The organism is Microbacterium sp. TWP3-1-2b2 (assembly GCF_049896145.1).
Classification (GTDB): Bacteria; Actinomycetota; Actinomycetes; order Actinomycetales; family Microbacteriaceae; genus Microbacterium.
This window is the reverse complement of record NZ_JAFCTS010000002.1, coordinates 239,792-253,099: the sequence shown is the minus strand read 5'-3', so window position 1 is coordinate 253,099 and position 13,308 is coordinate 239,792. Positions and strand designations below refer to the sequence as shown.

Here is a 13,308-nt window from a genome sequence, read left to right as displayed (position 1 = left end):
GGAATCTTGGGTAAGAACTACATCGATATCGAAGACGACCAGGGCAAGGCGTTGCGTTATCGCAAGCACGTCAACGGCCGCGGCCTCGTCGCGCATGGCGCGAAGGTGCACCCGAAGGCTGTTGTCGAAGCCGGCGCCTATGTCGAACCAGGAGCGCGCGTCGGCGCGGGGACCAAGGTCGCCCGCGGCGCGTGGGTGGAACCGGATGCCGTGATCGGCGACAACGCCTACATCGACGCGCATGCGCACATCGGGCAAGGTGCCGCCGTCGGCGACGGCGCGCACATCGGTGTCCGTACGGAGATCGGTGCCGGAGCGCGCATCGCACGCGGCGCCCGGATCGGCGCCGACGAGATCGTCGCCGCAGGCCTGCGGATCGCCACCGACCGGAAAGGGCTCTGGCTGGCGGCCTGAGCCCGCCGGCGCTACTTCAGAGCGCGTCGGATGAGGATCGACGCCGCCTCCACGATCACGACCATGCCGATGATCACGAGAACGTAGGCGAGAACCTCGTCGAAGTGACGACCCTGCAGTGCGTTCAGCAGCAGGAAGCCGATGCCGCCTGCCCCGACGATGCCGAGCAGTGTGGCCGAGCGGATGTTCTGCTCCAGCAGATACATCAGATGGCTGACGAGCGCCGGCACCGACATCGGCACTGTGGAGGAGAAGAACACCTGCGCACGGGTGCCTCCTGCAGCGGCAAGCGCCCGCTCCGGACCGTTCGGCACCTCCTCCATCGAATCACCGATGAGTTTGGCGAGCAGTCCGACGCCGCCGATGCCGAGCGCCAGCGCGCCGGCCTGAGGTCCGATTCCCGCGGCGATGATGAACAGGATCGCCACCACGAGATCGGGGATCGCGCGGATGACGAGCGCGATGCCGCGGAAGAGGTTGCGCACCCCGCTGTTGGGCGCGACGTTGCGCGCTGACAGCGGTCCGACGACGGCGGAGATGATCGTCGCCATGAGCGTCGCGGCGAACGCGATCTGGATGGTCGTCACGACGGCGGCGAGCACATCCGACCAGTCTCTGCTGCCGAAGTGCGGCGGCCAGATCGCTCTGTCCCTTGTCGGGTCCACGAGCTCGTTCCACGCAGGGGCGAACATCTTGGTGACGTCTGGCGCCGTGTAGAGGAAGGCTCCGACGACAGCCACCACGCCGAGCCAGATCCACAGCGTGTTGCCGATTCGGGTCCGATCCCATGGTCGGTGCATGGCCGCTTCGATCCGCGTGTGCCGCTCCTGCGTCGTCACCGGCGATGCGGTTGCGGCTTCAGCGGCGCGCGCGCTCCTGCGTGCGACCGCACGGGCCACGGTGTCGCCCACGCTCCTTCCCGTCGGCCTGACATTCAGCAGGCGGGTGCGCAGCAGCGAGGAGACGATCTCGAACAGCACGCAGAGCACGATGATGATCACGACGAGAGGGATGACGCGGCGCATGCCGGCCGGACCGCCGTGCAGCGCGTCGTCCAGCTCGTAGCCGATGCCGACGACACCGACGACACCGAGGATGACCGTGCCTCGGAGGTTGATATCGGCGCGATGAAGGGTCACGGCGACCCATGCCGGAAGGACCTGTGGAACGACGCCCGACCAGAACTGCTGCGCCTTCGTGCCGCCGGCGGACCGGATGGCGAGCCGCGGGCCCTCATCGATCTGCTCGATCGCATCGGCGAACATCTTGGAGATCATGCCGACCGAGTGGATTCCGATCGCGACGATCGCGGGAAGCGTTCCGGAGTTGAACCAGAGGAAGGCGAGCACGACGACGAACACGACGTCGGGAATCGCTCTGGCGACGACGCCGATCCCGCGGCACACCGCCATCACAGCCGTGTTCGGCGTCGTGTTGCGCGCTGCGCCGTAGGCCACCGGGATCGAGAGCACCGCTGCGAGCGCCGTGCCGGCGATGACCAACGCGAGAGTGATGACGATCGTGAGGAACATCTCCCAGATCGGCTCGAAGCCGACCCATGTCGTCACGAAGACCTTTTCCCCACCGGCCTGTACCTCGGCGGTGACGTCCCACCCCGGCCACTGCATCGGCGTCGCCATGCTGAGGAACCGGGAGAGATTGGCGCCTGTCGTCTCGAGGCTCTTCAGGCTGTAGTCGAGCCCGATGAACGACCATACGCCGAGGCCGAGAATGGCGATGATGACGCCGTATGAGACGACCGAGGACAGTCGAGGGGCGGGGCGCGGAAGCCGCGATATGCGGTCGGCGAGGGCCGCGGGGCGCTCGGCGAGGGTGGTCACGCCGGCTCCTCGTTCGCGAATTCCTCTGCAAGACGCTCGCGCGCCGCGGAACGCTGCAACTCCTGCGTGAGCACCTGCTCGCGCGCCTCGGCGAGCTCGGTCTCCAGCGCGGCGATCTCGCTCGTGCTGGTGGCCACACGGCCGTAGATCTCCATGACCTCTTCGCGCGTCAGGTCATCGGTTCGCGTGTCGAGCACGATACTCCCGGCGCGGAGCCCGATGATGCGGTCGCCCCAGCTCAGCGCGAGATCGACCTGGTGAAGTGAGCAGATGACCGTGAGCGAGCGCTCAGCGGCGATCTCGCGGATGAGCGACATGACCTGGCCGCTCGACTCGGGGTCGAGTGATGCGACGGGCTCGTCGGCGAGAAGGATCTCCGGGTCCTGCATGAGGGCGCGGGCGATCGCGACACGCTGCTGCTGACCACCGGAGAGATTGTCGGCGCGTTGATAGGCGAAATCGAGCAATCCCACGCGGTCGAGATGACCGAGCGCCTTCTCGCGCATGCGTCGCGGGTAGCTCAGGCTGCCGACGCGTGGGCCGCGCAACGTGGCGAGACCTCCGGTCAGCACGTTCTCGATGACCGTCAGAGCGCCGACGAGCTCGAACTGCTGGAAGATGAATCCGATCCGCCCGCGCAGCGCACGCAGCGCCTGCCCCCGCAGCTCGGGAACCGCCTGGCCGAGCGAGACCACGGAGCCGGAGGACGGCGTCTCCAGTCCGTTGACGTGGCGGAGCAGCGTCGACTTGCCCGAGCCGGAGAGGCCGAGCAGGACGACGATCTCGCCCGGGACGACGGACAGCGACACCCCCTCCAGAGCCGGTTGCACGGTTCCGGGATAGATCTTCCCCAGATCGGTGATCCGGACTGCGGGGGTGTCGCTGTTCGTCATGTCATCTCTCCTGTGGTGCGTGCGAGTGGGCTGATCGGGTCAGGCCTGGCAGGCCTCGACCTCGTCGGCGATCTCGGTGCACAGGGTGCGGATGAGGTCGTAGTACGCGTCGTCCACTGCACCGAAGCCGAACCATCCCTCGGTGAGGAACTCGTTGAGTTCGACACCGGCGTCGGTCAGGTCGGACTGAGTGCTGTCGGCGAGCGCGTCGACGAGCTGGTCCTGCACGTCCTGAGGCAGCGCGGCCTGCATCACGATCGGCGCGGCGGGAACCTGCACACGGGTGACCTCTTCGAGCTCACCCGATTCGATCAGCGGGTCGGCGTCGACGTCCTGTGCGAAGCCGACCTGGCAGTCGGTGCCCTCAGCGACCTTCTTGGCGTTGAGGTCGTGCTCCTCGCCGAAGAGGCGGTTCTCGTCGGCGACGGTCACGCCTGCCTCGAGCAGTCCGCCCATCGGAACGGCGAAGCCGGAAGTGGAGGTCGGGTTGACGAAGCAGACCGGCTGATCGGCGAAGTCCTCGAGCGAGGTCACGTCAGAGGCGGCCGGGTTCTTCACGGCGACCGAGAAGTAGCCGGGCTCGGCGCCCTCCTGGGTGATCTGCGCGCCGATCGGCACGATGTCCGCGCCGGCATTCTGCGCCTGGTAGTAAGTGAAGGCCGAGATCTGCGCGATGTCGATCTGGTCTGCGGCGAGGCCCTGCACGACGGCGGTGTAGTCGGTGGCCTGGAAGAGCTCCACCTCCTTGCCGGTGATCTCGGCGATCCAGTCCGCGATCGGCTGAGCGTCCTGGTCCGCGCCCTCGTGGTCGGGCAGCACGGCGAAGACGAGGGTGTCCGAGTTGCCAGAGGCGAACGTGCCTTCTGCGGCAGTGGTGTCGCCTTCGGTGTCGGACGAGGCCGGCGAGGGGGCGCAGGCGGCGAGCCCGAACGCGAGTGTGAGACCAGCGGCGACGGCGAGGCCGCGCGTGAGGGTGGACTGCATGGGGAGGACCTTTCGGTGACAGTGCAGGGTGAGGATCGGCGGGACGACCGACTTCGACAGTCAAGGGGCGGGAGGAGACGCCCGTGGATCGAGAATCCAAAGGTCGCGTAAACGAGACATGAATTCGCAGCGGCATCGCGTGCGCTGAGGCACGGGTAGCCTGAAGCCATGGCGAAACAGCGCGGGCGTCAGGGCGAGCGCGGAGCATCGGCGAAGCGCCCTTCGACATCGAAGACGTCGTCACGCGCGTCCCACCAGTCGAAGAGACAGCCGAGCGCACCCGCACGCAAGGTCGTCTTCGACGCCCCCGCAGTGGTGGAGGAGCCGCGTACGTTTCGCCTCGGCGCCGTCCCCGGTGCCACCCCCGGAAAGTGGATCGACACGTGGAAGCGGCGCATGCCGCACGTGACTCTCGAACTCGTGCCGATCGACGCCGAGACCCAGCGCACCTCGATCGAGGAATTGGATGCCGCGCTCATCCGGCTTCCTCTCGTCGATGAGACCCTGCATCTGATTCCGCTCTACGACGAGGTCTCGGTGGTCGTGACATCAGCGGAGTCGCACCTGCTCGTCGTCGACGAGCTCGATCCCGCAGATCTCGTGGGAGAAGTGCTGATCACTCCGCTCGACGACGTGCTCGGACCGCTCGACATCCCCGGCACCGTCGCACCGGAATTCGCCCGGCTCGAGACGACGGCCGAGGCGATCGCCACTGCTGCCACCGGCGTCGGTATCGTCATCGTGCCGATGTCGCTGGCTCGTCTCCACCAGCGCAAGGACGCCGGCCATCGGCCGCTGCGCGGAGGTCCGATCTCCACCGTCGCGCTCGCATGGCCTCGGGAGCGCACGACAGAGGACGTCGACACCTTCGTCGGCATCGTACGAGGGCGCACCGCCAATTCCTCGCGCTGAGCGACGATAGGTTATCTGCATGGCTTCGCTTCTCTACGTCTGCGTTCGGCCGGAGCGCGGTGCAGCTGAGGCGGAGCATGTCTCATTCCTGCGGGGCCTCGCCGTCGACGACCTCGACCAGTTCGACCTGCTCGCCGCTCCCCTCACCGATGAGGTGCTCGACCGCCACGACGGATTCGTCATCGGGGGCTCGCCGTTCAATGTGACGGACGCTGTGAAGTCACCGTTGCAGCAGCGCGTCGAGGCCGATCTCGAGCGGATCGCCGCACGAGCACTCGCGAACGATACCGCGGCCCTCTTCACCTGCTTCGGCATCGGGGTCGTGACGCGCATGCTCGGTGGCGCGCTGACCCTCTCGTATCCTGAAGCGACCCGCGCGACCGAGATCAGAACGACGGATGCGGGGGCCGCCGATCGCGTCTTCGGACCCAGTGCGCCCGCACTGAACGTGTTCACTGCGCACAAGGAGAGTGCGACCGCTGTCCCGCCGGATGCGGTGCTGCTCGCGACGAACGACGACTGCCCTGTTCAGGCCTATCGTGTCGGCACCCGCTTGTACGCGACGCAGTTCCACCCGGAGCCGAGTCCGCAGGACTTCGCCGACCGGATGACGTTCTACCGGGGCAACGGGTACTTCGACCCTGAGGCTTTCGACATCGTGGAAGCAGAGATCCTCGCCGCCCAGGGTCTGGGCGGCGAGGATCTGCTTCGCAGGTTCGCGGAGACCTTCGCGTGAGCGAGAGGCCCTAGGCGATCGCGTGCACCGCGGCCTCGACGACGAGGCCGTCGCCCGTGGCATCCACTCGTACAGTGCCCCCGTCATCGAGAGCGCCCGCGACCAGCAGGTCGGCGATGCGGTCGTCGACCTCGCGCTGGATCAGGCGACGCAGCGGACGCGCGCCGAACTCGGGCTCGTAGCCGTTCTCGCCCAGCCAGGCCACCGCGTCATCCGACACGTCGAGGCGCATGTCGCGCTCGGCGAGGCGGGTCGAGGTCGCCGTCAGCATGAGCCGCACGATACGCGCCAGCTCATCCTTGGTGAGCTTCTGGAACAGCACGATCTCGTCGATGCGGTTCAGGAACTCCGGACGCATGGCTTCACGCAGCTTGCCCATCACACGGTCACGGAGATCCTTCATCGAGGAGAACCCGTTCGCCGACGCATCCTGCGACGAGACGAAGCCGAGCGCACCTGAACGCGAGGCGAGGAACTCGCTGCCGACGTTCGATGTCATCACGATCACCGTGTTGCGGAAGTCGACCGTGCGGCCCTGCCCGTCCGTGAGGCGTCCGTCGTCGAGCACCTGCAGCAGCAGGTTGAACACGTCAGGGTGCGCCTTCTCGATCTCGTCGAAAAGCACGATCGAGTACGGGCTTCGACGCACACGCTCGGTGAGCTGACCCGCCTCGTCGTAGCCGACGTATCCGGGAGGAGCACCGACGAGTCGCGAGACGGTGTGCCGCTCACCGAACTCGCTCATGTCGAAGCGGATCACGGCGTTCTCGTCATCGAACAGGCGGTCGGCCAGGGCCTTCGCAAGCTCGGTCTTGCCTACGCCGGTGGGGCCGAGGAACAGGAAGGATCCGACCGGACGGCGCGCGTCGCCCATACCCGTACGGCTGCGCCGCACGGCGCGGGCCACGGCGGTCACGGCGTCCTCCTGACCGATCACCCGCGCATGCAGGTCGGTCTCGAGATCGCCGAGGCGCTCCCGCTCATCCTCGGTGAGACGGCTGGCCGGGATGCCTGTGGCCCGTGCGATCACCTCGGCGATCTCACGCTCGTCGACGATCGCGCTGATGGCACCCGATTCGCCGGAGGCCATCGCGTCGATCCGGGCCTGGGTCTGCACGATCTCATCGCGCAGACGCGACGCCTCCTCGTAGTGCTCGGCGCTGACGGCCTCGTTCTTGCGTGCTTCGAGGTCGGCGAGCTCCATCATGAGCTCTGAGGTGTCTGCAGGCAGGCCCAGCTTCAGGCGCAGTCGCGCACCTGCTTGGTCGATCAGGTCGATCGCCTTGTCAGGCAGCACGCGGTCGGGCAGGTAGCGGGCACTCATCGTCACGGCGGCACGAAGCGCGGCATCCGTGTACGTCACGCGGTGGTGGTCCTGATAGGCGTCGGTCAGCCCTTCGAGGATGCGCACGGCGTCTTCGATGTTCGGCTCGTCCACCTTCACCGGCTGGAAGCGGCGCTCCAGCGCAGGGTCCTTCTCGATCTGGCGGTATTCCTTCAGTGTGGTCGCGCCGACCATGTGCAGGTCTCCTCGGGCAAGACGGGGCTTGAGAATGTTGCCCGCGTCCATGCCTCCCTCACCGGATCCACCGGCACCGACGACCGTGTGCACCTCGTCGATGAACACGATCACCTCGTCCTTGTGCGCGGCGATCTCGTCCATCGTCTTGGTCAGGCGCTCTTCGAAGTCACCGCGGTAGCGTGTGCCGGCGAGCATGCCGGGCAGATCGAGTGCGATCACCCGACGACCCTCGAGCTGCGCGGGAACCGTGCCGTCGACGATCGCCTGAGCGATGCCGTCGACGATCGCCGTCTTGCCGACACCCGCCTCGCCGATCAGGACAGGGTTGTTCTTCGTGCGGCGGCTGAGGATCTCGATGGTCTGCTCTATCTCATCGCTGCGACCGATCACGGGGTCGAGTTCGCCGGCTCGTGCCCGAGCCGTCAGGTCGATGCCGTACTTGTCGAGCATGGCGGAGCCGGATGCCGACGCCTCTGCGCCCGCAGCGTCGCCGCCGACGGGGGCGTCGACGTGCCCGCGCGCGGCATCGGTGAGCGCATCCGCCGTCACGCCGATCTGCGCGAGAACCTGACCTGCCGGCACGTCCTGGCCGAGCACGAGCGCGAAGAAGACGTGCGCCGGCTCGATGTAGGTCGCGCCGGAGGAACGCGCCACCTGATAGGCGTGGAAGAGAGCGCGGCTGGCGCTCGGCGTTATGGTGGCTGCGTCCGCCTCGGCGCGCGCCGCCGGCGCCGGAAGCCGGGTTTCGACGGCGTCGATGATCTGCTGCGGCGTCACGCCGATGCGCTCGATGGCCTGTGCGACGGTGGCGTCCTCGACGATCGTGCGCAGAACGTGCAGAGCGTCGAGCTCGGTCTGGCCGCGCTCGAGTGCCAGACGGCCCGCGTTCTGCAGGATCTCCTGCGTACGAGCCGTCAGGAATCGACTGAGGTCGATCGACCGGGTCTGCCGGGCTCGCTCGCCTGCGAGATATCGGGCGAGGAACTCATCGAACGAGTTCGCGCCGTTGTCGCTGAAGTCGTTGGGCATTGCGTTCTCCTAAAGTTGAGCGTGCTTCACTCAACTTCAACGCCGTTGGTTCCGGAGTATTCCCCGTCATTCTCAGAGATTGCGCATCAGGTCGATACGCTCACGCAGATAGGCCTCCAACGGCATGTATGCCCCGGCCCCCGAGCCTGTCGAAGGGCTGGACCATCGCACTGACGGCACCCCATCGATCAGCGCGAGCGGACCGGATGAACCGCCGGCATCCACGGCGGCCACGTCGATGATCGACCAACCGACATGCACGACGTCGCCCTCGTCGAAGCCGCCCCGCAGCGCCAGCTGTCGTCGCGCTGCTCGTGCGCGGGCCGACTCTGCGGTGTATCCACGCCGCCCCGGATCGGCCGCACGCAGGATCTCGGCGGTCGCGAGCACCCGGTCGTCAGTGAGCAGCAGCACTCCCACGTGCCAGGCGTCGCCCACACGCACGATCCGCTCGCCGCGCCAGCGCGATGAACGCTCCTCGCCGAGCCCCTCCCTGGGTGCGCCGAGCAGCGACGCCCGCGCGGCGTCCAGGATCTCGGCCGTCGTGGTCACAGCTCCCCCTGCGGCAGCGTCCGCTCCGCGGTGTCCAGTCGTTCACGATCGCCGCGCAGGATCATCGCCACGAGCGGATAGATCAGCACCGACAGCATGCCTGCTCCGACCAATGCCGCCGCGATCGCGGGATCGAGGATGCCTTCATCCACGCCGATCGCCGTGACAGCGACGATGATCGGCAGGCCGGTCGCCGCGAGCATCCCGAGCGCCGTGCGTTCGCGCAGACTCGCCCCGCGTGACGCCGAAAGCTGGGCGGCGGCACCGCGGATGACGAGCAGCGCGATCAGGAACAGCGGAACCAGTGAGATCGCCAGTGGCGACGCCATGAGCCGGCCGAGGTCGAATGTGACGCCGGTGTACAAGAAGAAGACCGGCACCAGGAACCCGAAGGCGATCGCCTCCAGCTTGCTCTCCACGGCGACAGCATCCGACTCCGGTGCGCGCGCCATGATGATGCGCCACACCGCGCCGGCGACGAAGGCACCGAGCAGCATGTCGAGGTCGAGCAACACGCTGAGCCCGACCAGCGCGGCGATGAGCATCAGCACGAACCGCACTCCGAACTGGTCGGAGGTGTGCAGCGTTGCTCCGACGAACGTGTGCAGACGACCGTGCGGTGTGCGACGCGCGATCAAGATCACGAGAGCGGCGAGCACGACGAACGTGAGCAGGATCGCTGCCGCCACCGGTGCACGGCGCGTGCTGAGGAAGATCGAGATCGCGATCAGCGGAAGGAACTCCCCCACCGCACCGATCGCGGTGACGATCTTCCCGAACGGAGTGTCCAGTTCGCGGGCATCGCGCAGGATCGGCATGAGCGTGCCGAGCGCGGTCGAGCTCAGGGCGATCCCGATCACGATCATGCCCTCATCCGGGGCGATCAGGAATCCGACACCGACGCCCAGCATCACGCTGAGCAGCCACCCGAGCGAAGCCCGCACGAGCGGCCGACCGGCGATCGCCCGGAAATCGATCTCGCTGCCTGCCATGAAGAACAACATCGCCAGCCCGAAATCACTGAGCTTGTCGAGCACTTGCCCTGGCGCCACCCAGCCGAGCACGGCCGGTCCGAAGATGATCCCGAGCACGAGCTCGAACACGATGATCGGCACACGCAGCACCGGGCGGATGCCGCGAGCCAGCAACGGCGCGGCCACCGCGAGAAGCGGTATCAACACAAGTCCGATCTCGCTCGCAGTCACCCGCTCAGAGTATCGACACCAGGGCCCGCAGCGGTGTCGATTCGTCACGGCGGGCGGTGCCGCGAGAGAATCTACGAACACCCTGCAAGGAGCATCCATGTCTCAGCCCGACACCGCCCGCCTGCTCGTCGCCTGCGATGACCAGCCCGGAATCGTCGCTGCCGTCGCCGGCGTTCTCGCCGAGCACGGCGCCAACATCGTCTCGCTCGATCAGCACTCGACGGATGTCGGCCGATTCTTCCAGCGCACGGTCATCCAGCTCGCAGGACTCGCCGCCGCGCGTCCCGTACTCGAAGCATCGATCACCGAGGTCGCCGAGCGGTTCGGCATGGAGTGGTCTCTGCACGATGTCGCCAAGCGCAAGCGTGTGGCCATCTTCGTCTCGAAGTACGACCACTGCCTGATGGAGCTGCTGTGGCGCACACAGCGCGGACAGCTCGACATCGACATCACCATGGTCATCTCGAACCACCCCGATCTCGCAGAGTCCGTGCGCACCTTCGGCGTGCCGTTCGTGCACATTCCGTCAGCAGACAAGGCCGCGATGGAGCAGCGTCAGCTCGAACTGCTGCAGGGCAATGTCGACCTCGTGGTGCTCGCACGGTACATGCAGATCCTCACCGATGACTTCATCGAGAAGGTCGCCGCTCCCGTCATCAACATCCATCACTCGTTCCTGCCCGCGTTCATCGGCGCCAATCCGTATGCGCGGGCCAAGGAACGCGGAGTGAAGCTCATCGGCGCCACCGCGCACTACGCGACCGCCGACCTCGATGAGGGGCCGATCATCGAGCAGGACGTCACGCGCGCCACGCACTCCGATTCGGCCGCCGACCTGCAGAGCCGCGGGGCCGACGTCGAGCGTCAGGTTCTCGCCCGAGCCGTGCAGTGGCACGCGGAGGATCGCGTGATCGTGCACGGGAAGTCGACCGTCATCCTTTAGCCGACCGCCGCGGGGCAGGTGCCTCAGAGCACCTTCGAGAGGAAGTCCTTCAGACGGTCGCTCTTGGGTGATCCGAAGAGCTCTGCCGGTGTTGCCTCTTCCACGACGACTCCGGCATCCATGAACACCGTGCGACCTGACACCTCGCGCGCGAAACCCATCTCGTGCGTCACGAGCACCATGGTCATGCCGCCCTCGGCCAGGTCACGGATGACCTGCAGCACCTCACCGACCATCTCGGGGTCCAGCGCGCTGGTCGCCTCGTCGAACAGCATGATCTCCGGGTCCATGGCCAGAGCGCGCGCGATGGCGACACGCTGCTTCTGACCGCCGGACAGCGAGGCGGGCTTCGCGTCCGCCTTCTCAGAGAGGCCCACGCGCTCCAACAGCGAAAGCGCACGATCGCGCGCCTCTGTCTTGGACAGACGACCGAGTTCGGTCGGCGCGAGCGTGATGTTCTCCAGCACAGTCATATGCGGGAAGAGGTTGAAGTGCTGGAACACCATGCCGATGCGCTGACGCACCTCATCGAGCTTGACGCTCTTGTGAGTGAGGTCGACGCCGTCGATGATGACGTGTCCCGAGGTCGGTTCCTCGAGCTTGTTGAGGCACCGCAGCAGGGTCGATTTGCCCGATCCCGACGGGCCGATCACCGCGACGACCTCGCCGTCCTCGACCGTGAGGTCGATCCCCTTGAGCACCTCGTTGTCCCCGAAGGACTTATGCAGATCCCGGACTTCGATCTTGCTCATGCGTTGAACTTCCTCTCGAGGCGATCAGCGAGCAGCGTCAGCAGTGTGATCACGATGAAGTAGATCACAGCGACGATGGTCAGCACCTGCGCGGACAGGTAGGTGGAGGCGATGATCTGCCGTGACTGGAACGTCAGCTCCGCGAGACCGATCACGCTGAGGAGAGACGTGTCCTTCAAGGTGATGATGCCCTGGTTCACGAACGACGGGATCATGATGCGGAACGCCTGCGGCAGCACGACCTTCTGCATCGTCTTCCACTGTCCGAGCCCCAGCGAGCGCGATGCTTCGGTCTGCCCCGGGTCGACGGCCTGGATGCCGCTGCGGATGATCTCGGTCATGTACGCACCGGTATTGAGCGACAGCGTGATCGCACCGGCCACGAACGGGTTGAATGTGATCCCAGGGAACAGCTGCGGGATGGCGAAGAACACGAAGAACGCCTGCACGAGGATCGGCGTTCCACGGAACACGTAGACGTATGCGGTGGCGAGCCAGCGGTACAGCAAGAAGCCGGACAGCCGACCGAATCCGAAGACGAGGCCGAGGATGAACGCGGCCACGATCGCGATGATCGTCGCGAGGATCGTGAGCCACAGGCCCTCCATCAGTGCGGGCCAATACTGTACCGCGACCGAGATGATGTCCGTGGGCTGCGTCGACTTCTCGCCGCCGCCCAGGTAGGTGTCGACGATCTCGTCGTACTCGCCGGATTCCTTGAGGTTGGCAAGACCCGCGTTGATCATCTCGAGAAGCTCGGGGTTCTGGCCCTTGTTGACCGCGACGCCGTACTCGCCACCGAGCTCCGGCTCGCCGATCAGCCGGAAGCCGGAACCCTGCTGGATGCCGTAGGCGAGCACCGGGAAGTCCTCGAAATAGCCGACGGCCTGACCTGCCTTGACGGCGTCCACCATGTCGGTCGTGTCCTGATACGGCGATACGCGGAAGCCGTACTCGTCCTTGTTGTCATCCGCGAAGGTCTGCCCCTGCGTACCGGTCTTGACGGCGACGGTCTTGCCGTCGAGGTCGTCCAAGGACTGTATGTCGCTGGTCTCGAGCACGCCGAGCTGGATGCCGCTGGTGAAGTACGGATCGCTGAAGTCGAACGTGGCCTTGCGCTCGTCGGTGATCGACATGCCCGCCATGACGGCGTCGACCTGATTCGACTGCAGCGCCTGGACTGCCGCGTCGAAGCCGAGCTGACGGATCTCGACCTCGAAGCCCTGGTCCTCGGCGATCGCTCGAAGCAGATCCATGTCGATGCCGACCAGGTCACCCTTGGAGTCGGTGAACTCGAACGGCGCGAACGTGGTGTCTGTGCCGATGACGTATTTCTCGGCGTCGTCGGCGGCGACGGCAGCGGGCGCGCCGCCGAGCAGCACGCCCACAGCGACGAACGCGGTGAGCGCCATCGCCCCGGCAGTGCGCGCGAGCGTGCGCAGTCGCGCGGGCGCTGCAAATGGATTTCGGATCACGACGGATGCTCCTCGGATCGGATGGTACGACCGGACAGCCGCGGTCATCC

12 protein-coding genes are annotated in these 13,308 nt (G+C 66.6%); 4 read left to right on the top strand and 8 right to left on the bottom strand.

The genetic code is table 11. From position 1 onward, the window contains the following. Window positions 1-6: 6 nt before the first annotated feature. Entirely contained in the window at window positions 7-414 is a 408-nt protein-coding gene (locus tag ACP7AR_RS16705) for a transferase (protein WP_426188288.1), read from the top strand. A gap of 11 nt (window positions 415-425) precedes the next feature. On the opposite strand, the gene ACP7AR_RS16700 is transcribed toward ACP7AR_RS16705, so the two are convergent. Genes ACP7AR_RS16700 through ACP7AR_RS16690 form a run of 3 tightly spaced genes read right to left on the bottom strand, consistent with a single transcriptional unit; the run spans window position 426 to window position 4,132 of the window. Next, window positions 426-2,255 (bottom strand): PhnE/PtxC family ABC transporter permease, encoded by a 1,830-nt coding sequence (locus ACP7AR_RS16700; RefSeq protein WP_426188286.1) that lies wholly within the window; start codon window positions 2,253-2,255, stop codon window positions 426-428. Then, on the bottom strand, window positions 2,252-3,148 hold the full coding sequence (gene phnC, locus ACP7AR_RS16695; protein WP_426188284.1) for a phosphonate ABC transporter ATP-binding protein: 897 nt from the start codon (window positions 3,146-3,148) through the stop codon (window positions 2,252-2,254). Before phnC ends, ACP7AR_RS16700 begins: the two co-directional genes overlap by 4 nt. Window positions 3,149-3,187: 39 nt before the next feature. Next, complete coding sequence (locus ACP7AR_RS16690) at window positions 3,188-4,132, bottom strand: PhnD/SsuA/transferrin family substrate-binding protein (RefSeq protein WP_426188282.1); 945 nt, start codon at window positions 4,130-4,132, stop codon at window positions 3,188-3,190. 168 nt (window positions 4,133-4,300) lie between these two features. Between ACP7AR_RS16690 and ACP7AR_RS16685 the strand changes: the two genes are divergently transcribed. Then, window positions 4,301-5,044 carry a substrate-binding domain-containing protein gene (locus ACP7AR_RS16685; RefSeq protein WP_426188280.1) on the top strand — a complete coding sequence of 248 codons (744 nt, stop codon included), beginning with the start codon at window positions 4,301-4,303 and terminating at the stop codon, window positions 5,042-5,044. 19 nt (window positions 5,045-5,063) lie between these two features. After that, window positions 5,064-5,780 carry a glutamine amidotransferase-related protein gene (locus ACP7AR_RS16680; RefSeq protein WP_426188278.1) on the top strand — a complete coding sequence of 239 codons (717 nt, stop codon included), beginning with the start codon at window positions 5,064-5,066 and terminating at the stop codon, window positions 5,778-5,780. 10 nt (window positions 5,781-5,790) lie between these two features. Here the strand turns inward: ACP7AR_RS16680 and ACP7AR_RS16675 are convergent, their stop codons facing one another. From ACP7AR_RS16675 to ACP7AR_RS16665, 3 genes are all read right to left on the bottom strand, one after another. Continuing rightward, window positions 5,791-8,331: an ATP-dependent Clp protease ATP-binding subunit gene (locus ACP7AR_RS16675; protein ID WP_426188276.1), complete on the bottom strand. Its 2,541-nt coding sequence runs from the start codon at window positions 8,329-8,331 to the stop codon at window positions 5,791-5,793. 72 nt (window positions 8,332-8,403) lie between these two features. Next, entirely contained in the window at window positions 8,404-8,883 is a 480-nt protein-coding gene (locus ACP7AR_RS16670) for a glutaminase (RefSeq protein WP_426188274.1), read from the bottom strand. Further along, a complete protein-coding gene (locus ACP7AR_RS16665) occupies window positions 8,880-10,088 on the bottom strand; it encodes a cation:proton antiporter (protein WP_426188272.1) in 1,209 nt (402 codons plus the stop codon). Before ACP7AR_RS16665 ends, ACP7AR_RS16670 begins: the two co-directional genes overlap by 4 nt. A gap of 97 nt (window positions 10,089-10,185) precedes the next feature. On the opposite strand from ACP7AR_RS16665, the gene purU reads away from it, so the two are divergent. After that, window positions 10,186-11,031 (top strand): formyltetrahydrofolate deformylase, encoded by an 846-nt coding sequence (purU, locus tag ACP7AR_RS16660; RefSeq protein WP_426188270.1) that lies wholly within the window; start codon window positions 10,186-10,188, stop codon window positions 11,029-11,031. A gap of 23 nt (window positions 11,032-11,054) precedes the next feature. On the opposite strand, the gene ACP7AR_RS16655 is transcribed toward purU, so the two are convergent. Beyond that, window positions 11,055-11,783 (bottom strand): amino acid ABC transporter ATP-binding protein, encoded by a 729-nt coding sequence (locus ACP7AR_RS16655; RefSeq protein WP_426188268.1) that lies wholly within the window; start codon window positions 11,781-11,783, stop codon window positions 11,055-11,057. Next, complete coding sequence (locus ACP7AR_RS16650; RefSeq protein ID WP_426188266.1) at window positions 11,780-13,306, bottom strand: amino acid ABC transporter substrate-binding protein/permease; 1,527 nt, start codon at window positions 13,304-13,306, stop codon at window positions 11,780-11,782. Before ACP7AR_RS16650 ends, ACP7AR_RS16655 begins: the two co-directional genes overlap by 4 nt. Window positions 13,307-13,308: the final 2 nt, after the last annotated feature.